Annotated in this window: 23 protein-coding genes; all 23 read left to right on the top strand. The window is 37.9% G+C overall.

The window, feature by feature from the left end; all coding sequences use genetic code 11:
* Positions 1–23 precede the first annotated feature (23 nt).
* The 23 genes from HMPREF1535_RS19470 to HMPREF1535_RS19360 all read left to right on the top strand — a co-directional run bounded on the left by HMPREF1535_RS19470 (position 24) and on the right by HMPREF1535_RS19360 (position 25626).
* Positions 24–2267, top strand: coding sequence for a GH92 family glycosyl hydrolase (locus HMPREF1535_RS19470; RefSeq protein WP_046147204.1), 2244 nt, complete (start codon positions 24–26; stop codon positions 2265–2267).
* Between the two features lie 157 nt (positions 2268–2424).
* Complete coding sequence (locus HMPREF1535_RS19465) at positions 2425–3729, top strand: AAA family ATPase (protein ID WP_007657079.1); 1305 nt, start codon at positions 2425–2427, stop codon at positions 3727–3729.
* On the top strand, positions 3710–4495 hold the full coding sequence (locus tag HMPREF1535_RS19460; RefSeq protein ID WP_010802959.1) for a hypothetical protein: 786 nt from the start codon (positions 3710–3712) through the stop codon (positions 4493–4495). Before HMPREF1535_RS19465 ends, HMPREF1535_RS19460 begins: the two co-directional genes overlap by 20 nt.
* Before the next feature lie 463 nt (positions 4496–4958).
* On the top strand, positions 4959–6872 hold the full coding sequence (locus HMPREF1535_RS19455; RefSeq protein ID WP_046147203.1) for a UDP-N-acetylglucosamine 4,6-dehydratase family protein: 1914 nt from the start codon (positions 4959–4961) through the stop codon (positions 6870–6872).
* A 21-nt stretch (positions 6873–6893) separates the two neighbouring features.
* Complete coding sequence (locus tag HMPREF1535_RS19450) at positions 6894–7862, top strand: SDR family oxidoreductase (protein WP_046147202.1); 969 nt, start codon at positions 6894–6896, stop codon at positions 7860–7862.
* A 23-nt stretch (positions 7863–7885) separates the two neighbouring features.
* Positions 7886–9154 carry a nucleotide sugar dehydrogenase gene (locus tag HMPREF1535_RS19445; protein ID WP_046147201.1) on the top strand — a complete coding sequence of 423 codons (1269 nt, stop codon included), beginning with the start codon at positions 7886–7888 and terminating at the stop codon, positions 9152–9154.
* A gap of 62 nt (positions 9155–9216) precedes the next feature.
* A complete protein-coding gene (locus tag HMPREF1535_RS19440) occupies positions 9217–10332 on the top strand; it encodes a glycosyltransferase (RefSeq protein WP_046147200.1) in 1116 nt (371 codons plus the stop codon).
* On the top strand, positions 10329–11231 hold the full coding sequence (locus HMPREF1535_RS19435) for a glycosyltransferase family 2 protein (protein ID WP_046147199.1): 903 nt from the start codon (positions 10329–10331) through the stop codon (positions 11229–11231). Before HMPREF1535_RS19440 ends, HMPREF1535_RS19435 begins: the two co-directional genes overlap by 4 nt.
* Entirely contained in the window at positions 11228–12310 is a 1083-nt protein-coding gene (locus HMPREF1535_RS19430; protein ID WP_046147198.1) for an EpsG family protein, read from the top strand. Before HMPREF1535_RS19435 ends, HMPREF1535_RS19430 begins: the two co-directional genes overlap by 4 nt.
* Before the next feature lie 2 nt (positions 12311–12312).
* A complete protein-coding gene (locus HMPREF1535_RS19425; protein WP_046147197.1) occupies positions 12313–13065 on the top strand; it encodes a glycosyltransferase family 32 protein in 753 nt (250 codons plus the stop codon).
* A gap of 48 nt (positions 13066–13113) precedes the next feature.
* Positions 13114–14274: a glycosyltransferase gene (locus HMPREF1535_RS19420; protein WP_161799519.1), complete on the top strand. Its 1161-nt coding sequence runs from the start codon at positions 13114–13116 to the stop codon at positions 14272–14274.
* Positions 14271–14819 carry an acyltransferase gene (locus HMPREF1535_RS19415; RefSeq protein WP_046147195.1) on the top strand — a complete coding sequence of 183 codons (549 nt, stop codon included), beginning with the start codon at positions 14271–14273 and terminating at the stop codon, positions 14817–14819. The genes HMPREF1535_RS19420 and HMPREF1535_RS19415 overlap by 4 nt, the downstream gene beginning before the upstream one ends.
* 30 nt (positions 14820–14849) lie before the next feature.
* Positions 14850–16358 (top strand): lipopolysaccharide biosynthesis protein, encoded by a 1509-nt coding sequence (locus HMPREF1535_RS19410; RefSeq protein WP_148499121.1) that lies wholly within the window; start codon positions 14850–14852, stop codon positions 16356–16358.
* 6 nt (positions 16359–16364) lie between these two features.
* Positions 16365–16913, top strand: a complete 549-nt coding sequence (locus HMPREF1535_RS26435; protein WP_046147194.1) for an acyltransferase — start codon at positions 16365–16367, stop codon at positions 16911–16913.
* Positions 16914–17122: 209 nt separating this feature from the next.
* Positions 17123–17992, top strand: a complete 870-nt coding sequence (locus HMPREF1535_RS19400; protein ID WP_046147193.1) for a beta-1,6-N-acetylglucosaminyltransferase — start codon at positions 17123–17125, stop codon at positions 17990–17992.
* Between the two features lie 2 nt (positions 17993–17994).
* Positions 17995–18804 (top strand): glucose-1-phosphate cytidylyltransferase, encoded by an 810-nt coding sequence (gene rfbF, locus HMPREF1535_RS19395; RefSeq protein ID WP_046147192.1) that lies wholly within the window; start codon positions 17995–17997, stop codon positions 18802–18804.
* 1 nt (position 18805) lies between these two features.
* The gene (gene rfbG, locus HMPREF1535_RS19390) at positions 18806–19861 is read left to right on the top strand and encodes a CDP-glucose 4,6-dehydratase (protein ID WP_046147633.1); all 1056 of its coding nucleotides are present in this window, start codon (positions 18806–18808) and stop codon (positions 19859–19861) included.
* Positions 19862–19871: 10 nt separating this feature from the next.
* Positions 19872–20789, top strand: a complete 918-nt coding sequence (locus tag HMPREF1535_RS19385) for an NAD-dependent epimerase/dehydratase family protein (protein ID WP_046147191.1) — start codon at positions 19872–19874, stop codon at positions 20787–20789.
* Positions 20790–20828: 39 nt separating this feature from the next.
* Entirely contained in the window at positions 20829–21395 is a 567-nt protein-coding gene (gene rfbC / locus HMPREF1535_RS19380) for a dTDP-4-dehydrorhamnose 3,5-epimerase (protein ID WP_046147190.1), read from the top strand.
* A 341-nt stretch (positions 21396–21736) separates the two neighbouring features.
* Entirely contained in the window at positions 21737–23050 is a 1314-nt protein-coding gene (locus HMPREF1535_RS19375; RefSeq protein ID WP_046147189.1) for a UDP-glucose dehydrogenase family protein, read from the top strand.
* A 58-nt stretch (positions 23051–23108) separates the two neighbouring features.
* Positions 23109–24215, top strand: a complete 1107-nt coding sequence (locus HMPREF1535_RS19370) for a glycosyltransferase family 4 protein (protein WP_052716749.1) — start codon at positions 23109–23111, stop codon at positions 24213–24215.
* A gap of 25 nt (positions 24216–24240) precedes the next feature.
* Positions 24241–25218 carry an MraY family glycosyltransferase gene (locus tag HMPREF1535_RS19365; protein WP_046147188.1) on the top strand — a complete coding sequence of 326 codons (978 nt, stop codon included), beginning with the start codon at positions 24241–24243 and terminating at the stop codon, positions 25216–25218.
* A gap of 12 nt (positions 25219–25230) precedes the next feature.
* Positions 25231–25626 carry a WbuC family cupin fold metalloprotein gene (locus tag HMPREF1535_RS19360; RefSeq protein ID WP_046147631.1) on the top strand — a complete coding sequence of 132 codons (396 nt, stop codon included), beginning with the start codon at positions 25231–25233 and terminating at the stop codon, positions 25624–25626.
* Positions 25627–25705 lie beyond the last annotated feature (79 nt).

Genomic DNA, 25705 nt, shown 5'->3' with positions numbered 1-25705 from the left:
TTAATTAACTAAATAAATCGAGAATGAAGAAGCAAGTAATGAGCCTCCTGCTGTGTGGTAGCCTGATGGCGGCAGCACAACAGCCGGTAGATTATGTAAACCCTTTTATCGGGACCAGCAACTACGGGACTACTAATCCCGGAGCCATCTGTCCCCAGGGTATGATGAGTGTCACTCCATTCAATGTGATGGGATCGGAGAGCAACCGCTTCGATAAAGACAGCCAATGGTGGTCCACTCCATACTCAGCCGACAATGACTACATGACAGGTTTTGCCCATGTAAACTTGAGCGGGGTAGGTTGTCCCGAATTAGGTAGTCTGTTATTGATGCCGACCGCCGGCGAACTGAAAGTCGATTACCGGGAATATGGTAGCAAATATAAGGATGAAGTAGCTCATCCCGGTTATTATAGTAATGTCCTGACAAAATATGGTATCAAGACCGAAGCGACAGCCAGTATGCGTACCGGCCTTAGCCGTTTCACTTTCCCGAAAGGGCAGGGGAATATTCTGCTGAACCTGGGAGAAGGATTGACCAACGAAACCGGAGCAACCGTTCGTATCGTCAACGAAACCGAGATTGAAGGAAGCAAGTTGCTGGGAACTTTCTGTTATAACCCGCAGGCTGTTTTCCCGATCTATTTCGTAATGAAGGTCAGCAAGGCTCCCAAGTCGATGGGATACTGGAAGAAACAGCGTGAAATGAAAGGTGTGGAAGCCGAATGGGATGTCTATTCAGGCAAATACAAACTATATACCAAGTATAACCGTGAAATGAGCGGTGACGATGTCGGTGTATGGTTCACCTATGATACGGAAGAAAACGAAGCCATCGAAGTCAAAATGGGTGTCTCTTTTGTCAGCATCGAAAACGCCCGTCTCAACATGAATACGGAACAACCCGGTTTCGACTTCGATAAAGTCAGGACAACCGCCAGCAATATGTGGAACAGCGACCTGTCTCGTGTAAAGGTAGAAGGCGGTAGCAAAGACGACAAGACAATTTTCTATACCGCTTTATATCACCTGCTGATTCATCCGAACATTATTCAGGATGTGAACGGTGAATACCCGATGATGGAAAGCCTGAAAGTAGGTCATACTACCGGAAACCGTTACACCGTATTCTCTTTGTGGGATACCTATCGTAACGTAAGTACCTTGATGACCTTGCTTTTCCCCGAACGTCAGCTCGATATCATCCGTACCATGGTCGATATGTATAAGGAAAGCGGCTGGTTGCCTAAGTGGGAACTATACGGACGTGAAACCCTCACGATGGAAGGTGATCCTTCCATACCTTATATAGTAGATGCCTGGATGCGCGGCCTTCGTGATTTCGATGTAGAAACAGCTTACGAAGCGATGCGTAAAGGAGCTACTACACCGGGTGAGTTCAACCTGCTTCGTCCGGACAATAACGATTATATGAGCAAAGGATATGTTCCGCTTCGTGAACAATACGACAATTCTGTATCCCATGCTTTGGAATATTATATAGCTGACTGGAACCTGTCCCAGTTTGCCAAAGCATTGGGAAAGAAGGAAGATGCAAAACTCTTCTATGACCGCTCAATGGGCTATAAGCATTATTACAGCAAAGAATTCGGTACGCTTCGTCCGATTCTGCCCGATGGAACATTCTATTCTCCCTTCAACCCTAAACAAGGTGAAAACTTCGAACCCAATCCCGGTTTCCATGAAGGAAGTGCCTGGAACTATACTTTCTATGTTCCCCACGATATCCCCGGTCTGGTTAAGCTGATGGGAGGCCAGAAGAAATTTGTAGACAAATTGCAGATGGTATTCGACGAAGGCCATTACGATATGGCAAACGAACCGGATATCGCCTATCCATATCTGTTCAGTTATTTCAAAGGTGAAGCCTGGCGTACACAGAAGCTCGTTCGTGAATTGTTAAGTAAATACTATCATAATGCACCGAACGGTCTTCCCGGCAATGATGATACCGGAACCATGTCAACCTGGGCCGTTTTCTCTATGATGGGATTCTACCCGGCTTGTCCCGGCGATATGGATTATGTACTGACTTCGCCGACCTTCAATAAGGTCACCATCGATTTGAATAAGAAATTCTATCCAAAAGGTGAGTTAGTAATCGAATCCATGCATAACAATCCGGAAGATATCTATATTAAAGAAGTAACAGCCGACGGAAAGAAGCTAAAAGGCTATACTATTTCTCAGGAAGAATTGGTAAATGCCGGAACGCTCAAATTCATTTTGGAAGATACGCATAAATAAGAGATAAAAACATGGCAGAAATAAGCCCTGGAAGTTTTGAAACTTTCCAGGGCTTTCTATTTCGAATATAGGATACTTGATAAATAATAAATCCTTTTACCTTTGTAGTCATCGGTTTTTCCTTTATTTTTGCAAAGACAGAATTAAAAAAGGACAGATGAGCAAATATAAATATTCGCTATATGGGTATCATGCTATAGAGAAAGCTGATATTACTATCAATGGAATAACTGTGTTGTCCGGAGAAAATGGTTGTGGCAAAAGTACTTTGTCAAGATGGTTGTATTATATAATTAATGAATCGAACAAATTTGATGAATCTCTTTATGAGGAATTCTCCAATCAATTAAGAGGAAATCTTCATAAATTGTTTAGAGCTAGTCGGGAGATAAGTCAGAGCGATGAATTCACCTCATATCATGAGGTGATCGATCAGATAAATGATCAAGTTGATATAGACACATTGAAAGAAAGATATATAAGTTTGGTTAAGCAGTTCGAGTTGAGACTGATATCTTTCTTATCTGCAGAAATGATGAAGAGCAGAAAAAAACGTATTTTCTCTTATCTGAAAATTTCATATAATGATGATAAAATCCTCTTAGAAAAGAATATTGCTGAATTTTTTAGTTTATTAATAGCTGATTTTGATCAAAAATATGAAGAACTTTATCTTAATAAAGAAAAACGCTCATTAGATCAACTGTATAGATTTATAAAAAGAAATTATTTAGAGGAAGATAAAGCCCCGTCAAAGATACAGCTTTCAGAAGATGGGGTTAAGCTATTGGAAAAAGGAAAATTTGATGCTCCATTGATGATTCATAGAGCAATATATATAGATACTCCAATGGCTTTGTCTGATAAAGCTAAAACGTTAAGTACCCATTGGACAGATTTATATGAAATGATGATAAGTCCTCGGGGAGAAATGCCTCAGTCTGGCAAAAAAGTGTTGTTACGTATCAGGCGACTGATAAATGGGCAGATAATAGTTGAAGACGATACATTTGGTTTTAATAAGGAATTGCATTTTCATCGGGAGGATGGTTTAAATATACCTTTGGAAAAAGCTGCTACCGGTTTGAAAGCTTTTGCCTATTTACAGCGTCTTTTGGAAAATGGTTATCTGAATGAAGAGACCTTGTTGCTTATTGATGAACCCGAAGCCCATTTACATCCTCAGTGGATAGTGGAATTTGCACGTTTATTAGTTTTGCTGCATAAGGAATTAGGCTTAAAAATTATGATTGCCAGTCATAATCCGGATATGGTTGCAGCTATACAATCGATTGCTCATAAAGAGGATATTATCGAAAATACCTGTTTTTATCAGGCGACTAGAAGTGAGAATTCATTACAATATACATATCAAAACCTCGGAAGCGATATAAAAGAGATTTTTGAGTCTTTTAATATTGCGATATCCCGTATTCAAGATTATGGTTCCAATAATTTATAATGAAGACATTATTGTTTCTCATTTGATAGCAAAACATTGTTTGTGTTTATTAGATGAAGTCTCTCAAAGAGATTATAATAAAGTAGGGATTTTTTCAAGCAAGATCAAATGTTTGGCTTTGGATGATTACGAAACAAAGTTCTGTGGTGGTTCAAAAGATAATACAATGGATGCAGCAGTCGGAATTAGTGATTATCAAAATAATCGAAAAGTAAATCATAGATTGTTGTTGGTAGAATTGCGTTTGGATTATCAAAGTTCTAGAAATCTGGATAAAAGCTCGTTAGTTCGCAAAATAAAACATTCTAAAGATTTATTATCAGAGTCTAGGATTGCCCCCAATAGTTGTTTTATTTTTTCTGAAGAGGTTGCTCCCAAGGCTCAAAGTTGGGTACGGCGCTTTGCTCGTGAGTTTAGTGCGAATTGGGAGGTGATGAATCCCATACAGTTTAATGCTTTTATAAAATTTGAATCAGATATGCCGTATCAACCGGAAAATGATTTAGATAGAATAAAAGAAGTCTTGTATGAATGTTTGAAGAAAAAGGATTTAAAGAACTTTTTTGATAATACAAGATATTGGCGTACAGAAGCTTTAAAATATAGGAATCAATTTAAATTATTGGAATTTGAAGCCATTACAGATACGCTATGGGATATATGGAAATCTTTTGATATAGCGGCTTATTCATCTGATGAAATGGATATTCTTGAATCAGAAATAGAAAAAGAGGATTTGCAGATTCTCATTGGAAGATACGCATAAGTAAGAAAAATAAATTATTGTAAGGGAGCCCTGGGGAGTAATGAACTTCTCAGGGCTTTTTGTATTTAGGAAACTGTATTATGAGTGTAGAGATTGATAGGCGAGCTTGTTACTGAATGTAAAATCTTTTGAAAAGATGAAAGGGGGATAATTCAAAATGACTAGAAAAAACGATCGTTTTTTCTAGTCATTTTTTTGTGCTGCAAAGGTAAGTGATATTTATTGAAATACAAAGAGTTTCTGAGAAATTATCTATTTGTTCTTCAATGTTTTAATTCGTTTTTTTCAAAAAGCCGCTTCAATCATAGGTTAACAAAAATTAGGTAAATATAGTGACTAGAAAAAACGATCGTTTTTTTTAGTCACTCCAATGACCTTTAAGTATAAGAATTACAATGATTTATGTAGGTTGGCCGCTTGGGACTGACGAACTTTTTTACATAATATCCTTAATTTACAACTTATGAATATCAATGGTTTTGCACTAGTATTATCACGCGTTAAATTTTTTAACCGTTGGATCGTCCTATTTATTGACTTATTTCTATCAATTCTGGCTACTGCTACTTCTCTGTCATTCCTATGGTATATCCTTGGAACAGAGCTTGTGGACGATTCTCTATTTCACATATTATCCATTTCTTTCTGCAGCAGTCTGGTGAGTTTCTTTTTGTGCCAGACCTATAAAGGTGTGATCCGGCATTCTGCATTTACAGAAGCTGGACGTCTTGCTTTATCCTCATTAATAAAGGTTCTTTTCATCGTCGTTTTGGTCTACCTGACTACGACGATTCAATCTCCTCGTGAATTAGCCTTAGGAGCTGTAGTAGACTTGTTCCTTACCTTCTTCCTTTTGACAATACTCCGTGTTTTCATGATCGTTTTCTATTCAATTATAGTCAATAGTGTATCCTTGAATCAAGGAAAATTATTGATCTATCAGGGTGATAAATCCGGAACTTTCTTGTTTGATGCTTCCCTGAGTGACAAACTATTGTATAAAGTTTGTGGTTTCCTGCGCTTTGGAGATCATACCTGTTTACGTGTAGGAAAATACAGAATTTATTCAATTAAAAAGCAAGTAGACTTTAACCATTTGGTTAATAGGAAAAATATTAAAGCAGTATTGTTTACGGACTATCATTTAGTAAAAGAAGAGAGTGAGCGTTTAGTCCGTTATTGTGAAAAGAAGAAAGTTCGTATGTTGATGCTTCCTTCTGTAGATGAATTGAAGAAGGGTAAGGTTAATTTCCGTAATCTCCCTGAAGTACATATAGAAGATTTATTAGGTCGTGAGGAAATATGTATCAATATGACTGAAATCGCTACATCCTTGAAAGGTAAAGTTGTTTTGGTAACCGGAGCCGCCGGTTCTATTGGTAGCGAATTATGCCGTCAACTATGTACATTCAATCTGAAGCAATTGATCTTGTTTGACAGTGCAGAAACACCTATGCACAACATACGTTTGGAACTGGAAGAAAAATTTCCTCAGGTAGAATTTGCTGCCGTAATGGGAGATATCCGGATGATCGACCGTGTAGAGTCCCTTTTCTTGCGTTTCCAACCTCAATATGTATTTCATGCGGCTGCTTATAAGCACGTACCTTTGATGGAGGAAAATCCTTGTGAAGCAGTCCATACGAATGTATATGGAACTCGTAATGTGGCGGATATGGCTGTCAAATACAATGTAGATAAATTCATAATGATTTCTACCGATAAGGCGGTTAATCCGACTAACGTAATGGGAGCTTCCAAACGCCTGGCAGAAATCTATGTACAAAGTTTAAGTATCGCTATCAGCAAAGGTTTGCATCCAGGCAAAACCCGTTTTATTACGACTCGTTTTGGTAATGTTTTAGGAAGTAACGGTTCTGTTATTCCCCGTTTCCGTGAACAATTAGCAAAAGGTGGTCCTTTAACAGTGACTCATCCCGACATCATCCGCTACTTTATGACAATCCCGGAAGCGTGTCGTTTGGTACTCGAAGCTGCATTTATGGGCAAGGGAAATGAAATTTTTGTATTCGATATGGGAACCCCTGTAAAGATCGTTGATCTGGCTCGTCGTATGATTGAACTGGCAGGTCTTGTCCCCGGCGAGGATATCGAAATTCAATACACGGGTCTCCGTCCGGGAGAAAAACTGTATGAGGAACTTCTGGCAACTAAAGAAAATACCCTTTCTACAAATAATGCCAAAATATATCGTGCCCAAGTGAGAGAATATGATTACAATGATATTTGCTCGGTTATGAGCCCGCTGATTGCTTTGGCGATTAAAGTGGATAAAATGGGGACAGTCCAAATGATGAAAGGGATTGTACCGGAGTTCAAGAGTAAGAATTCGGAGTATGAGGTGTTGGATAAGTGATTGATAGAAAATTGAAATAAAATGAAAGTTCTAGTTACAGGCGGAGCCGGTTTTATAGGCTCTAACCTCTGTGAGTATCTTTTAATGGAGGGGCATATAGTTCGTTGTTTGGATAACTTCTCAACAGGGAAACCAGGAAATATTTTTCCTTTATTGGAGCAGTATCCGCAAACCTTCAACTTGCAAGTAGGTGATATTCGAAATATAGAAGACTGTCGAAAAGCAGTGGAAGATATGGAATATGTTTTGCATGAAGCAGCGTTGGGTTCCGTACCACGTTCCATCAAAGATCCGATTACGACAAATGATGTCAACATTGGTGGTTTTATGAATATGCTTGTTGCTGCTCGTGATGCAGGAATCAAACGTTTTGTTTTTGCAGCCAGTTCATCCACTTACGGGGATAGTAAATCTTTACCAAAAGTAGAAGATGTAATTGGTAAACCGCTTTCTCCATACGCGATAACTAAGTATGTTGATGAACTTTATGCTGATGTATTCGCTCGTACGTATGGTATTGAATATATCGGATTACGCTATTTCAACGTTTTTGGTCGTCGTCAAGACCCATTTGGAGCGTATGCAGCTGTGATACCTTTGTTTGTAAAGAAATTTATGAACCATGAAGCTCCGAATATTAATGGGGACGGGGAATACAGCCGTGATTTTACTTATATAGACAACGTTATTCAGATGAATGTGTTGGCTTTGACGACTACGAGTCCGGAAGCTGTCAACCAAATCTATAACACTGCATTTGGAGAACGTACCACATTGAACCAATTGGTTACTTATTTGAAAGAATATCTTTCCGATTTTGATTCGGAGATAGCTAAGATAGAACCGACACATGGTCCTAATCGTGCAGGTGATATTCCTCATTCTTTAGCTTGTGTGGATAAGGCCAAGCGATTATTGGGATATGATCCGAAATACAGTATGAAACAGGGTTTGAAAGAAGCCGTGAAATGGTATTGGGAAAATATTTAAAACAACGAATAATTTAAAAATCAATGAACATAGAAGTAAAAATTGCCGTAATCGGTTTAGGTTATGTAGGCTTGCCCTTGGCCCGTTTGTTCTCCACGAAGTATAAAACAGTCGGTTTCGATATGAATCAAGCTCGTGTGGATGCTTTAATGAGTGGACATGATGCGACTCTTGAAGTTTCAGATGAATTGTTACAATCTGCCATTGCGAATGGTTTTACTTGTACATCAAATATTGAAGACATTCGTGATTATAATTTTTATGTTGTAGCTGTTCCTACCCCAGTAGATGAAAATCATAATCCAGATCTGACTCCACTTTATGCTGCTAGTACTACAGTAGGCAAGGTTATTTCTAAGGGTGATATTGTGGTTTACGAATCAACTGTATATCCGGGAGTTACAGAAGACGAATGTATCCCGGTAGTAGAGAAAGTGTCTGGTTTGAAATTCAATGTTGATTTCTTTGCTGGTTACAGCCCTGAGCGTATCAACCCGGGAGATAAGCTCCATACGGTAGAAAAGATCAAGAAAGTAACATCGGGTTCTACACCTGAGATCGGAAAGAAAGTCAATGATGTCTATGCTTCTGTCATTACGGCAGGTACTCATTTGACCCCGACCATGAAAGTTGCTGAAGCTGCGAAAGTAATTGAGAACTCTCAGCGTGATATTAATATTGCTTTTGTGAATGAGTTGGCAAAGATTTTCAACCTAATGGGGATTGATACGCAAGCGGTTCTTGAAGCTGCAGGAACGAAATGGAATTTCTTGCCTTTCCGTCCTGGTTTGGTTGGGGGGCATTGTATAGGTGTTGACCCTTATTACTTGGCACAATGTGCACAGCGGTATGGCTATAATCCTGAAATCATTTTGGCTGGTCGCCGTATGAATGATGGTATGGGAGAGTTTGTGGCGAATCAAGTAGTTAAATTGATGTTGAAAAAAGGTATTCAGGTCCTAGATTCGAATATTTTAATTTTAGGTTTCACATTTAAGGAGAATTGCCCCGACTGTCGTAATACTAAGATTGTAGATATTGTAAAAGCGCTTAAGGAATACAATCTTAATATTACCATTTACGACCCTTGGGCCAATCCTGCAGTTGCTATGTACGAATATGGTATTGAGATTACTAACGAGTTGCCTGTAGATAAATTTGATACTGTAATTTTAGGTGTTGCTCATGAGGAGTTTAAAACAATGGATGTTCGTTCCTTGGGTAAGGAAAAGTCTGTTGTTTATGATGTTAAGTGGCTTCTTCCTGAAGAGCAAGCTGATGGTAGATTATAATCTGTGAAGTATAGGACAGATAACTTACATTAAAGAACTGTTTGTTTTATAAAATAACGTTAATGTCGGAATTGATTATACAAGTTTTTGGTACCCTTGGTGCAGGTGGCGCTGAGAGTCGTATGATGGATGTATATCGTAATATAGATAAGCAACACGTACAATTTGCATTTGTTACTTTGGACAAATCCAAGAATCAATTTTATGAAAAAGAGATATTATCCCTTGGTGGCAGTATAATAAAGATTTCATCCCCTAAGGAGAAGGGGCTTATGAGACATTTTAGTGAGCTTTTATCCACTTTTAAATATTTGAAACAGCAAGGTGCAATTGCAATACATTCTCATACGCTTTATCATTGCGGCATAGTGTGTATGGCTGCTAGAGTGGTCGCCATACCGGTGCGTATAGCTCATTCTAGAAATACCGATACGTTAAATGGTAAAACATTTGTTGGTCGAATGCAGGTAAATATAGGTAAGGTACTTATAAAAATATTTGCAACCCATTGTTTGGCTTTGAACAAGGAGTGTGCAGAATATCTTTATGGTAAAGGGTGTATTGAAAGTGGTAAGGCTACAGTTCTGCCCAATGCCATTGATTTGACAAAATATAAGATGAAGAAGCGTGCACAACTACCTAATGTACCAGATGATGCATTGGTTATTGGTCATGTGGGACGTTTTCAACCTATGAAAAACCATACATTCTTAATTGATTTCTTTGCAAAGTTTCATACATTGTACCCCGAATCCTATTTGGTTATGGTTGGTGATGGTCCACAACGCCAAGAGATTGCAGAAAAAGTAGAAAGTTTAAATCTTTCTAAGTATGTGAGATTTTTGGGTCTTAGAAACGATGTATATGCGTTAATGCCTTGTTTTAATCTTTTTGTTTTTCCATCTATATTTGAAGGTTTGGCTGGAGTGCTGTTAGAGGCAGAAGCTGCGGGTATTCCCTGTTTGGTATCGGATACAATTCCCTCCACTGCAGATATGAATTTAGGACTAATAAAATTTATTAGTTTGAATAAAGATTTGTCTGAATGGTGTGAAGAAGCAGCCTACTTGTTGGAACAGGAAAAACCTGATTATTCAGTCATAGAAGCAGCCTTTAAAAAACGTCATTTTACACTTGAACAGGAAATAAGTGATTTATATTCGATTTATGGAGTATGAAAATATTGACAATTATAACAACAACATATAATAGAGGATATTGTTTGCATCAACTGTATAACTCGTTGTTTATGCAGCAGAGTCGTGATTTTATTTGGTTGATAGTTGATGATGGCTCCACGGACAATACCCGTGATGTTGTGGAGAAATTTATGGTTGAAGCTGATTTTGAGATTCGGTATGTATATCAGCAGAATAAAGGAATGACGGGAGCACGTAATACGGCTTATAGGTATGTTGATACAGAAATTAACATCATTATAGATTCTGACGATTGGATGGCTCCAAATGCTGTAGCTAGAATCATTGAATTTTGGAATAGTAATAAGCGTGATGATATTGCAGGTATCATTGCTCTTGATGTAGATAAATTTGGAAAAGTGATAGGAACACAGTTACCTCAAGGTGTAAAAGAGAGTACATCTATAGATATGCGCTTAAAATATCGTATGAAAGGGGATAAGAAGTTTATCTTCCGTTCCTCAATCTCAAAATTATATCCTTATCCCGAAATTGAAGGGGAAAATTTTTTTCCGCCAAGCTATAAGTTCTACCAAATAGATCAAAGTTATACAATGTTACTTATGAATGAGGCTGTTTGTGTGGTAGATTATAATGATGATAGTATGAGTTTCGATAAGATTGCACAATACAAAAGTTGTGCTAAAAGTTTTGCAATGTATAGAGACCTGTGTGTGAAGTTATCTCCTAAACTGTCGTTCACACTCATTCAACTTTTGCATTACATATCGGCAAGTAGGTTTGCAGGTAATAAACACTATATAAAAAATAGTAGTAAGCCATTGCTCGCTTTTATAATTTGGCCGTTCGGACTAATTTTTCATGAATATCTAAAACGTACAAAGCGAAAAGCTTTGTCAGTGCCGGTAAAAGTATGATTATTTCACCTTGGTGGTTACTTTTAGTACCTTTGTTATGTATTAGTGTAAAATCTGGTATCTATTCTTATGATACGTCACGAGGTGACTTTGGGCGTAATGTTAATACTGGTATAGTACCATGTTTTATAGTATTTATAATATTGGTGTTGGTTTCAGCATATTCTGTATATAATGATGCTGGAATTTATATAGCTAATTTTAATAATCTCCCAGACGAATTGTTATGGAAAAATATAACAAGCCGCTCTTGGGGCGAGAATCCCGGCTTCTATCTGTTTCAAGTTGCTTTAAAGGATTTTGTGTCAACTGATGCATTTGTATTTAAGTTTGTATCAGCTATTATCATTCAATTCGGCATATTAGAGTTTTATCGTACATACTCCTGCAATCTAAGTCTCACATTGTTTATTCATATAGTATTGGGATTGTATATGTTTACGATACCGGCTATGAAACAATCTATGGCTATCTCTATTGGGCTGCTTGCTTTTACTGATTTGGTAAATAAACGTTGGCTGGCAGCGGGTTTAATTCTTTTATTGGCGGCTACAATACATCCTTATATTGTTATGTTTTTAGTTATCCCATTTCTTAACGGTGATGTATGGAGTAAGCGAGAGATGCTTATTCTGGGTACGGCTGTTTTACTGGGATTTATGTTTGAAAAATTTGTTTCCGTAGCGATAAACACAACACAAAGTATTACGGGTGACTCCTATGAACTAGAGACCTTTACCGAATCGGCAGGTTCAAATATATTACGTGTGCTTGTATATGCAATAGTCCCCATTATGTCATATATCTATCGTAACAAAATAAATACTCAAGTCGGAATTTATACAAAAAGATGTATTTCACTATCGGTTATACCTTTGGCATTTTATGTAATAGGAACCTTTGGCGGTGCCAATTTCTTTGGAAGGCTAGCCAATTATTTTGCTCCTTTTGAGTTTGTTGCTTTTACATATATTTTGAGTAACATAGTACCTGTTAGATGTAGAGCTGTAGTAAAAATACTTGCAATTATATTTTTAACTGTTTTTTATTATTTTTTAGTAAGAAAATCTTTCGCTTAAATATGATACCGAAACTCATACATTACTGTTGGTTTGGCAGGAACCCTTTACCTGCCGACGCCTTGAAATATATTGAATCATGGAAAAAATTTTTTCCGGAGTATGAGATTAAAGAATGGAATGAAGACAACTTCGATGTTAATATTATTCCATATACTCGTGAGGCTTATAAGGCAAGGAAATATGCCTTTGTAAGTGATTACGCCCGTTTTTGGATACTTTATAAGTATGGAGGCTTGTATTTTGATACTGACGTAGAGGTCATAAAGCCCATGGACGATATTGTGAAGGCTGGTTCCTTTATGGGATTCGAGGTTGACCCATGTGCTAACAGACCTATGGGAGCCGTAGCCCCCGGTCTTGGGCTTGGTGTTACTCCCGGTCTTGCATTGTACAAAGAAATTCTTGATTACTATACTCAGCAAACATTTGAATTAGGAGTGAAGTCGGTCACTGTGGTGACACACACTACCAACGTGTTGAAACGACAAGGGTTAAAGTCGTATTCTGGTATTCAGGATGTTGCAGGTGTGAGAATCTATCCTAGTGAGTATTTCAATCCCTTTGATGATGGAACAGGAAAGCTGTACATTACAAAAAATACTCGAACCATCCATTGGTATTCTAAGACTTGGATAGATCCTAAAATAAAATGGCGCATAGGTATCACAAGAATGGTGCATCGTGCTATTGGGTCGGGAGTTACAAGTAGAATTCGCAAATTCTTGGAAAAGAAACTAAATCGTAAAATATAGCATTGGGCAAATATGGGGAAAAAGAGGATATTAATAACAATGACATCTATGTACATAGGCGGAGCAGAACGAGCATTGCTGGGGCTGCTCAATGCCATAGATACTACTAAAAACGATATAGATCTTTTAATATATAGCCACGAGGGAGAATTTATGCCGCTTATTCCAAATACCGTCAATCTTCTTCCCTATGATTCACGATTCGATGTATTTGCCAATCCCATAAAAACACTTTTCAAAAGAGGTAGTTATTGTGTAGCTTTCGATAGAATAATGGCAAAGATACACGATCTGGTCTATTGTAAAATACATGGTGTTGCTCACTGTGTGTGGCACCAGCAGCAGTTGAATCATAAGTATCTAATAAAGCAGATTCCTCAAGTAAAAGGAAAATATGATTTGGCAATATGTTTTATAGGTGTGCCTTCTATTATAGTGAAGCGTGTTGATGCTAATGTGAAAATAGGATGGGTGCATACCGATTACAGCAAATTGATATTTGATAAAAATCTCGATAGAAAGATGTATTCACAACTTAGTTATATAGTGAATGTGTCCATTGATACAAAAAAAATTTTTGATTTAATCTATCCCGAATATAAGAATAAGTCGATAGTAATAGAAAACATACATAGTTCAAAATGGATCCGTTCTATGGCAGCGGGCTCTCCAAATGATATGGTTGATGACGGAAGAATAAAGTTTTTGTCTGTGGGCAGGTTTGGATATGCAAAGAATTTTGATAATGTGCCCTTTATTGTTGCTCTAATGAAGGAGTGGGGAGCATCTCCCTTTGTGTGGTATCTCGTTGGAGGTGGTCCGGATGAAACTTTAATTCGCAAGAATATAGCTATAGCCGGTGTTGAAAATTGTGTGAAAATAATAGGTATGCGTTCCAACCCTTATCCCTATATAAAAGCATGTGATGTTTATGTACAGCCTTCTCGCTTTGAGGGAAAAGCAATAACAGTAACCGAAGCACAGATATTGGGAAAGCCAGTTGTTGTTGCCAACTATGCAACAGCAAGTAGTCAAGTGACTGATGGCGTGAACGGATATATTGTTCCGCAAGATAATGAGGAATGTGCTTCTGCTTTGGTTAATCTATTGAAAGATAAAGAAAAACTAGTGAGGATAGTGGAATATTGTCAATCGCATGAGTTTGGAAACGAATCAGAGATTAATAAAATAATGAATCTTATACAATGATAAAAAGTTTATTAAGAAATATTCTGTTCCATCTGCGTGGTTATGAAACTACAGAAGAGTTAATAAAGCGTGGAATGACAGTGGGCAGCGGCTTTAAACGTATGGCTCATGTGATGATTGACCCCGGTCATAGTTGGCTCATTACTATAGGTAATAATGTGACATTAGCTCCACGAGTTCATCTGCTGGCCCATGACGCATCTCCTCAAGCATGGCGTAAGGTCACTCGTATTGGCCGAGTGGTTATTGGTAACAATGTATTTATAGGGGCCGATACGGTGGTGTTGCCAGGTGTGTCGATAGGTGACAATGTAGTGGTGGGGGCCGGCAGTGTGGTGAGCAGAGATATTCCCTCCAACTCTTTGGCTGCAGGTTGTCCAGCAAGAGTTATTTCAAATATAGATACATACCTCTCTAAAGTAGATACCATCAATATGAAATTTGATGAAAGTTACCTGTTTCCCAATATTACCTCTTATAAAAAGGCAGAAATGAATGCTTATTTAGAGAAGCATAAGTATGCTCTTCTTGTGAGGAAGAGATAAAAGTAGTGATAAATCTTATTCAGAAATAGCGTGTCTAAAGTAGCAAAAAATTCACTTGCCCTATATTTGAGGATGTTCTTTGCGATGATAATTTCCTTGTATTCATCGCGAATAATCATCAATGCGCTAGGCGAGGTTAATTATGGTGTGTATGTTGTGGTAGGGGGGGTCATTGGTATGCTCTCCTTTCTCAATACCACCATGAGTGGTGCTATATCCCGATTCATTAACTATGATATAGGTAAGGGGGTATTAAGTGCAGTCAACAGGCGTGTCTCCTCTGCGTTTATGCTTCAATTGGGTATAGCTGTCATTTTTGTGGTCGCCTCAGAAACAATAGGACTATGGTTTGTGAACACACATTTGAATATTCCTCCCGACAGGATGATAGCGGCAAATTGGTTATATCAAATAAGCATATTAATTTCTATTTTGTCATTGGTACAAGTGCCTTACACTTCGTTGATTTTGTCCTATGAAAAGATGGGATTTTATGCAATAGTTGAAATTATTCATGTGGTGTTGAAATTGGCCTGTGCCTTTGCCATATATTTCTGTGGAGGAGATCAGCTGATAATGTATGGTGGGTTGCTCCTAGTTGTTCAGTTGGCGGTATTCATACTTTATGCTTTTGGTTGCTTCAAATATATGCCCAGTCTAAAAATAAGATTCCATAGAGATTTCTCACATATAAAGCCAATGTTGGTATTCTCAGGCTGGGATCTTTATGGCAATGTGGCGTACACAGGTATGTTGCAAGGTGCAACAATACTTATAAATATATTTTTTGGTCCTATAGTGAATGCTGCTGGCGGTATAACAATGACTCTTAGCTCACAGGTGGCATGGTTCGGTCGAAATGTAACGATGGCTTATCGCCCCCAAATAATAAATAATTATGCGCAAGGCAATATACATACAATGAATAAACTTATGAGCGATGCATCTAAGTATGGTCTCATGTTCTTGTTGTTGGTAACAGTTCCCTTGTATATAGAGGTTGACTACGTTCTACATTTGTGGTTGGGAGATGTTCCCATGTTTACATCTACGTTTTGCCGCATTATGTTAATAGCAGGCTGCATCAATGTGGTAAATGCGGTAATAACAACAAGTATCCATGCTACCGGTAGAATTGCAAAACTCAGCTTTTATGCAGGAAGTTTATACATTCTTACAGTGCCCATTACTTATGTGTTATATGAACTTGGATTACCCGCTATGTATGCCTACATAACCATGCTTGTCATTCATGTTATGGTTATGGGTGTAAACTGTATCATTCTTAAGAGCCTTGCCAACAGCTTCAATATAAAGGAGTTCCTTTGTAATACTATAGGTAAATGTCTTTTGGCTTCGTTTATCCCCGCTTTACTGGTTATACTAATACATTATAATATGCAAGTCGGTTTTATCCGTTTATTGGTAGTGGTTATTGCTTTTGTTATAACATATATTTTTTCGGTATATTATATTGTATTAGATGTTGATATGCGTAGCAAATTAATAAACATGCTGCTTCAAAAAATTAAAAAATAGTTTGATATGATACAGCGCATATATTCAATTTTATATAGAATTACAGCCAATCTTTTCCCCGATAGCTATTGTTATGTATCCTTTTTAGGGAAAAGTTATCACATTTCAATAGGTCTCAAATATCGAAGATTTTTAGCAAAACACATTATAAAGAAATGTGGTAAAGAGGTTAATATTGAGAGGCATTCTCATTTTGGTCGTAATATTGTTTTGGGAGATTATTCAGGCATTGGTTCTCGTTGTCATGTTCCAAACGGTGTTGTTATCGGTTCGCATGTAATGATGGGACCCGAGGTAGTTTTTTATGTAAGAAACCACCTGTTTAGCAGGCTGGATGTACCTATGTGTCAACAAGGTTTTGGTGAGGTTAAACCTATTGTTATAGAAGATGATGTATGGATTGGACGAAGGGTAATAATATTGCCTGGTGTAACTATTGGAAGAGGGTCTGTTATTGGTGCAGGTGCAGTTGTTGCAAAAGATATTCCGCCCTATTCTGTGGCGGTTGGTAATCCTTGTAAGGTAGTAAGGAATCGTATAAATAACGGCATATAGTGTAATGAAAGATCTATAAACATATGTTGTAATTTCTGTTTATGGGCTTGGATGGTTATAGTAGAGTAATTTTTCAAGCATATAAAATGAGATTGTGTTTGTTGACAACTGTAATAAAAAAGAATGTTATTACACTGAGCGTTGTTACAGAATATTTATGAAACTATTATTTATATAGAATAATTAACGGATTATTCTTTAGGTAGAATATGAAACATGCAATTATGATTATGGCTCATGCCAATTTTTCGCAGTTAAGAATGCTGGTTTCGTTACTTGATTATCCTAATTTTGATATATATATACATGTAAATTCAAAAAGTATTGATTGGAATGAGAATTTATTATCAGGTTGTGTGTCAAGGGCTGGATTGTATTTTGTTCCAAGGGTAGCAATCTCATATTGCAACTATACTCAGATAGAAGCTATAAAATCGCTACTTAATGAGGCAGTAAAGAAAAAGTATGATTATTATCATATTATATCAGGGGCAGATATGCCGCTAATGAAACATAATGAGTTTAATGCTTTTTTTAGTCATAATAGAGGAAAAGAGTTTGTAGGTTTTTCTCAAAACCCAAACATTTATTTGGCTCAACATTACTGGTTTTTTTCAGACAAGATACGTACTTCTTCGTCTTTAATAAGTAAGTTTTATATCAAACTTAACCAACTTCTTCAAAAAATACAGTCATCTTTTGGTATTAATGCTTTGAAGAGTTATTCAGGTTACCCAAAGAAGGGTTATGACTGGTGGAGTATTTCTCATGGAGCAGCTCTTTATGTTCTTGAACAAGAAACGGAATTTAAACGTCATTTTCAATATGCTTATTGTCCATCTGAATGGTTGATACAGACGATTCTTTATAATTCAGACTTTAGAGATTCATTGTATGATATTCATGACGAATGTCGTGGTTCAATGAGGCATATTGACTGGAATAGGGGGCAGCCATATGTATGGAAAAATGCAGATTTTGAAGAACTGGTTACCTCTCAAAGAGCTTTTGGACGAAAATTTGATAGTCATATTGATAATGAGATTATTGAAAAGATAAAACAATATTTAAAATCTTAATAATGAAAGTTGTACTTCTTGCAGGCGGCTTTGGCTCTCGTATTAGTGAAGAGAGTGTTTTCAAGCCTAAACCTATGATTGAGATAGGTGGTATGCCTATCATGTGGCACATTATGAAGGAATATGCATATTATGGACATAACGAATTCATAATTTGCGCCGGTTACAAACAAGAATATATAAAGGAGTGGTTTGCTAACTACTTTTTGTACAATTCAGATGTTAGCTTCGATTTCAGGGATGGTAAGAATAGCATGACAGTGCACCACAGCAATTTAGAGTCTTGGAAAGTAACTGTTGTAGATACAGGTTATAACACCATGACTGGTGGTCGCATAAAACGCATACAAAGGTATGTTGGTAATGAACCTTTTTTTATGACTTATGGGGATGGAGTTTGCGATGTAGACATTGATAAACTTTTATTGTTTCATAAATCTCACGGTAAAATTGCAACGTTGACAGCAGTAAAACAGACCCAAGAAAAGGGGGTACTAGAAATTGGAGGTGATCAGGCTGTTAAGGCATTCCGCGAGAAAAACATCAATGACGGGGTTCCTATTAATGCTGGTTACATGGTATTAGAACCTGCTGTATTTAACTATCTTACCGATGATACCTGTGTGTTTGAGCGTGAACCATTGCGTCAACTAGTGGATAATGGTGAGCTTATGTCTTACATACACACTGGCTTTTGGCAGTGTATGGATAATGTTCGTGAAAAAACTATGCTTGAGAACCTTCTTGCTGCAGACAAGGCTCCTTGGAAAAAATGGGAGCGTGCAATACCTGATAACCCTTATGGAGAATAATATGGAAAATATCTTAGATTTTTATAAAGGAAAACATGTTCTTGTAACAGGCCACACAGGCTTCAAAGGTTCATGGCTCTGCAAAATGCTGGCGAATGCAGGTGCACAGATTACCGGCTATTCATTGAATCCGCCTACCTCACCTTCGTTATTTGAAATTGCAAACATCGCGGCAGACACACACACTGTAATTGGCGATATTCGTGATTATGCCACACTAAGAAAAGTATTTGACGAAGTACGGCCTGAGGTGGTTCTGCATCTTGCAGCGCAGCCGATTGTGCGTGACAGCTATAAGGATCCTGTCTTTACCTATGAGACCAACGTAATGGGTACAGTAAACATTTTGGAATGTGTACGTAACTCATCGTGCGTGCGTTCATTTCTTAACGTTACAACTGATAAGGTATATCTTAACAAAGAGTGGGCTTGGGGCTACCGCGAGAACGAAGAGCTTGATGGCTATGACCCCTATTCAAACTCAAAGTCCTGCTCAGAACTGGTGACTCATTCATACAAAAATAGCTTTTTTGGCGATGGCAAGGTAGCCATTTCTACTGCCCGTGCCGGCAATGTGATAGGTGGTGGCGACTTTGCCAATGACCGCATTATCCCCGACTGCGTTCGTGCAGCTCAGGCAAAGAAGGATATTATCGTGCGCAATCCATTTTCTATACGTCCCTACCAGCATGTGCTGGAACCTTTGTATGCATATCTTATGATTGCTGCCCGTCAGTATGAAGATGGCAAATTTGCAGGATACTACAACGTGGGGCCCGATGATGTAGACTGTTTTCAGACAGGAACACTTGTAAATCTCTTTGTACAGAAGTGGGGTGACGGTATAAAGTGGATTGACCGTTATGACGGTGGTCCTCATGAGGCTAACTTTCTGAAACTCGACTGTTCTAAGCTAAAAACTACCTTTGGTTGGACACCGCGCTGGGATCTCGATACCGCCATTGCCAAAGTTGTGGAGTGGAGCAAGTGCTGGGTGAATGGAGGGGATGTGAGAGTATGTATGGACAGACAAATAAGTGAATTTTACAATAAATAAGCGTAAAACAATGAAAAAGGTATTGGTAACAGGACCTAACGGATTTATTGGTAGTGCTTTATTGAAAGTATTATCAGAAGAAGGAGTGGAGGTTATTGCTGTAGTTAAAGATATTAATGAGAATATTACTGCCATAGAGTCACTTCCTAATATTAAAATAGTATATTGCGAATTGTCTGAAATTGATAAATTGTCCAAAATTGTAACCGACCGCGATATTGATACTTGTATTCATTTGGCATGGGTCGGCTCCTTTGGTGATGCAAGAACTGCATATGATTTGCAATTAAAGAATGTAAAGTACGCTTTAAATCTTGTTGACGTACTTCCTAAAATGAATATCAAAAGATTTGTAGGTGCCGGAACACTTGCCGAACGTGATGTTTTGAATTATCATCCTACAGACGGTGCAACACCGAATGCTGTGAGTATCTATGGTATCGCTAAAATTACTGCCAATTATATGACTAAAGCTGAATGTTCAAAACTTGGAATTGAACATGTATGGTGCTTACTTTCTAACACCTATGGAGTGGGCAATACAACAAATAATTTTGTGAATATGGCTTCGCGTCTTATGCTTGAGAATAAAAGGGCGGCATTTACATCGGGAGAACAGACTTATGATTTTGTATATGTTACTGATACTGTTAGGGGTATTTATCATGCGTCTGCGTTTGGCAAGGCTAATACCTCTTATTATATTGGCAGCAATCAGGCAAGACCTTTAAAGGAGTATATAAAGATTATCAGAGATACGATTAATCCTGATATTAAATTATATCTGGGTGAGATTCCTTTTAATGGCATTCCGTTGTCCAAGGAATGCTATGATACGACTAAATTGGTCAATGATACTGGTTATAAGCCTACTGTTACATTTGAAGACGGTATCTTAAATACCATAAACTGGTTAAAACTTCAGTAATATATTTCCCTTTCCAAAAAACAATTCTCGGAAATATCTATGATACAAAAATTTGAATTTAAGGAGCTGGACCTTAAAGGTGCATTCTTCATACAACCATTCTATGCAACAGATGAGCGTGGTGGTTTCGTCAAGGACTACAATATGGACATATTCAAGAACAATGGCATTGAGCATGAGCTAAAAGAGGTATTTTACACTATTTCAAAATGTGGGGTTATTCGTGCTATACATTTTCAGTTAGTAAAACAACAGGCAAAACTTGTACGTTGCATTAGCGGACATGTATATGATGTAATTGTAGACCTTCGTCCCAATTCGCTTACATTCGGTCAATGGAGAGGTTTCGATTTGACTGGCGAAAACCAAGCAACACTTTATGTGCCTCAATATTTTGGTCATGGCTATCTTGTGCTGGAAGATTCGGTGGTCTCATATAAGTGTGGTGAGGTTTTTTGTGGCGAGGGAGATTCGGGCATTATGTACAATGATCCCGATATCGCCATTGAGTGGCCGTTTGAGAAAATTGGCGGCATGGAAAACTTGATAATTTCGGAAAAGGACAAGTCATTGATGAGTTTTGCCGATTATAAGAAACTTTTTTAAGGGATGATGAAAGTAGATGTTGTGCAACAAAACGGAAGGGTGAAAAGTGTTGATGTTGCTAAGTTTTTGGGGGTATTGTTGGTATGTTACTGTCACCCCATTAAATGACGGTTGCTTCAATAACTTAGGTTTATTTGTTCCACATGCCGTTGTTTTTTCTTTGCGAGCGAACTGTTTTTCAAACCGGTTAAGCTAGTGAGGTTCCGGTTGCTCTTGCCTTTCTTTATATTTAATAATGCTTTTTCTCGGAGTTGCTGGAGAAGAAAAGAAAACCTGCTGTTTGGTAGGTTTAAAAAGAGGATACGTCAAAATTGTATGCTAACTTTTTAACAGATAATTATATGAATATAGCAATCGTAGGCACAGGCTATGTTGGCCTGGTGTCCGGTACTTGTTTTGCCGAAATGGGTACCACTGTGACTTGCGTGGATATAGATGCAAGTAAAATCAACAAATTGAAAGCAGGTGAAATGCCTATTTATGAGCCGGGACTAGAAGAGTTGGTGAAGCGCAATGTCAGTTATGGGCGTTTGAACTTCACAACAGATTTAATTGAAATTCTGGATCATGTAGAAGTTGTTTTTTCTGCCGTAGGAACTCCGCCGGATGAAGATGGGAGTGCCGACTTGAAATACGTGCTTGCTGTAGCTCGTCAGTTTGGACAAAACATCAATAAATACACTATTCTTGTAACGAAATCAACTGTTCCCGTTGGTACTGCTCAAAAGGTAAAAAACGTCATCCGAGAAGAACTGGATAAGCGTGGGGTAGATGTTCCTTTTGATGTAGCCAGTAATCCCGAGTTTCTGAAAGAGGGTGCAGCTATAAAGGATTTTATGAGTCCTGACCGGGTGGTAGTAGGTATTGAGAGTAAGAAAGCTGAAGAGGTGATGACTAAGCTCTATCAACCCTTCTTACTTCAAAATTTCCGCGTAATTTTTATGGATATTCCCAGTGCTGAGATGACTAAATATGCAGCGAATGCCATGCTGGCTACTCGCATTAGTTTTATGAATGATATAGCCAATTTGTGCGAACGAGTAGGAGCCAATGTTGATCATGTACGCAAAGGTATCGGGGCTGATGTGCGTATTGGTCAGAAGTTTCTCTATGCTGGTTGCGGCTATGGTGGTAGTTGTTTTCCAAAAGATGTAAAAGCCTTGATACATACCGGTATTGATAATGGTTACCACATGGAGGTAATTGAAGCGGTAGAACGTGTTAACGAGTATCAAAAGAGCGTTGTTTATGACAAACTTATCTGCTTAATGGGTGATGTAAAAGGTAAAACCATTGGAGTGCTGGGATTGGCATTCAAACCCGAAACTGATGATATGCGGGAAGCTCCTGCTTTAGTTGTTATCGATAAATTGCTGAAAGCTGGTGCTACTGTGAGAGTGTTTGACCCTATTGCTATGTATGAATGTAAACGTCGTATCGGTGAGGTAGTAATCTACACTGAAAATCTCTATGACTGTGTTGATGGTGCGGATGCGTTGTTGCTTATGACTGAATGGAGACAATTCCGTTTACCTACTTGGAACGTAATTCAGAAGGTGATGACCGATAAGTATATTGTAGATGGACGTAACATCTGGAATCGTGCAGAACTGGAAGAGATGGGATTTATTTATTCGCGGATAGGGGAAAAGTAAAATAGAAAAGGTTGATAAATTCATGTATGCTGTATGAGTAGTTTACTAATGTTTTTTTATGAAAATAGTTGTTTTATCGAGTTATACTCCTTCACTATTCTGGTTTAGAATAGATATGATGAAGGCTTTTCAACAAAGTGGTCATCAGGTTATTGCTGTTGGTCCGGATAGTTCCGAGAAATGGAATGATAGTTTTAAGGAGGTAGGTATTGAATATCGGCAGATTTTTACTGCTAGAAATGGCATGAATCCAATAACTGATGTCAAGTCTTACTTTGCTCTTAAAGAGTTTTTCAAGCAAGAGAAGCCGGACAAATTGTTTGTGTATCAAGCAAAAGCCATATCGTATGGTTCTGTTGCAGCTAAAAAATATGGTAAAACTGAAATTTATCCACTTGTTGCAGGTCTTGGCTCCATATTTCGTGGTGCAGGATTAAAAAACTGGTTTTTACGTATGGCGATGTCAGTGCTTTATAAAAATGCATTTCGTTATGCAGATAAAGTGTTTATGCAGAATCAAGATGATGTCAATGATATAGTGAATGCTGGGGTACTGAAGCGTGACAAGATTGTAATGATGAATGGTTCTGGTGTAAATACAGAAAAGTTTTGTGTGAAGGATTTTCCTAATGTTCCAACATTTTTGTTCATAGGTCGTTTGATTCGCGATAAGGGGGTAGGCGAATATCTTGATGCTTGTCGCATAATAAAAAGGAATTATAAAACTGTTTGCTGTTTGCTGGTCGGACCTTATGATAGTAATCCATCAGCATTGAAACCTGATGAGTTGAAGACCTATATTGACGATGGTTCTGTGCAATATTTTGGAGAGCAAAAAGATGTACGTCCTTTCATTGAGCAGGCGAGTGTTTATGTATTGCCTTCATATCATGAGGGAACCCCAAAAACTGTACTCGAAGCTATGTCTATGGGTAGAGCAATTATTACAACTGATGCACCGGGCTGTAGAGAAACAGTAATCGATGGTATAAATGGTTGTCTTGTTCCTGTAAAAAATGTGGAGGCTATCGTTGAAAAGATGGAATATCTTATTGACAATTTTGCAGAAGTGGAAAGGATGGGTAAGGAGAGCCGTGCTATTGCTGTAGAACGTTTCGATGTGAATAAGGTAAATGCAAGTGTTATAAAAACAATGGGATTATAAGATTATTCGTAAATACCAAATAAGTATGATCGTATATCTGTTTATAGCAGTATTATTGCTTATCCTTGAATTGACATATTTCAAGGTTGCCGACAAGTACAATATAATAGATAAACCTAATTTACGTTCGTCACACAGTTCTATTGTACTACGTGGTGGTGGCATTATTTTTTTGTTTGGAGCTTGGCTTTATGCTATCTTCTATAGTTCCACATGTCTTTGGTTTCTGTTGGGGCTTACAATGTTGGGTTGCATCAGTTTTGCCGATGATATTCATCCGGTACCCAACAAGTTTCGTCTAGTTGTGCAGTTTTTCGCTATGGCACTCATGTTCTATCAGTGGGGTATTTTACAGTGTGAGTATTGGTGGTTGATTATTATTGCACTTATAGTATGTACCGGCATTATCAATGCGTATAACTTCATGGATGGCATTAATGGCATCACTGGTGGTTATTCATTGGCTGTACTTATTCCGTTGCTCATTCTTAACTCGCAGGAAGAGTTCACTGACCAGAACTTTATCATCGTTGTTCTACTCAGTGTGCTGGTGTTCTGTCTTTTCAATTTTCGTACCAAAGCAAAATGCTTTGCCGGTGATGTGGGTAGTATATCTATCGCATTTATTCTGCTCTACTTTTTGGGTTCTTATATATTGAAGAGCGAAAACTACTGGGCAATTTTGTTGTTAATGGTATATGGTGTTGACAGTGTTCTCACCATCTGCCATCGTATTATGTTGCATGAGAACATAGGGGAGCCTCATCGTAAACATCTCTATCAGTTGATGGCCAATGAACTACATATTAAACATGTGACAGTATCAACGATCTATGTGGTTGTGCAGTTAGTAATATCTTTAGGGGGAATCTATTTACCTGTAGACAAGTATCTTTATTTTGTTGTGGTATTGGTGTTGCTTTGTGTTGCATATGTGTTGTTTAAAAAAAAATATTACTATTTACATGAAGAGGCTTTGAATAAAATAGCCTGGAGAAGATAAATGTATATCGTTATGTATAAAATAAACTTAACCTTATTAAACGAAGTAACGAAGCAAGCCCAAAAATCTCCCCGCTTGCGCATGAATCATAATTTCCACGACTTCCTGGATGCGAAAGCCCAGCGTTTGCTGAATGCGTTGGAGCCGGGGACTATTTTACCGATTCATCGCCATCCGCATACGGCAGAGACTTATTTGCTGTTGCGTGGGAAGATTCGGGTAATGTTTTATAATGATAAAAAAGAAGAAACAGAGTCGACCCTGTTGGATCCTTTGGCAGGAAGTTTTGGTGTACATATACCAGCTAATCAATGGCATACATTGGAGGTGTTGGATAGCGGCTCTGTTTTGTTTGAAGTAAAAGACGGCCCGTATACTCCGTTGGGGGAAAACGATTTGTTGAAGTAAGAAAATAAGAAGGGAGTTCCTCCCTCATATCGGCAGTGCACTCCCTCTTCTTATATCGCTTACGCAATAAACCATTTAT

Origin of the sequence: Parabacteroides goldsteinii DSM 19448 = WAL 12034, assembly GCF_000969835.1 — a bacterium.
GTDB lineage: Bacteria > Bacteroidota > Bacteroidia > Bacteroidales > Tannerellaceae > Parabacteroides > Parabacteroides goldsteinii.
The sequence above is the reverse complement of the archived record's forward strand: the minus strand, read 5'-3'. Positions and strand labels throughout refer to the sequence as shown.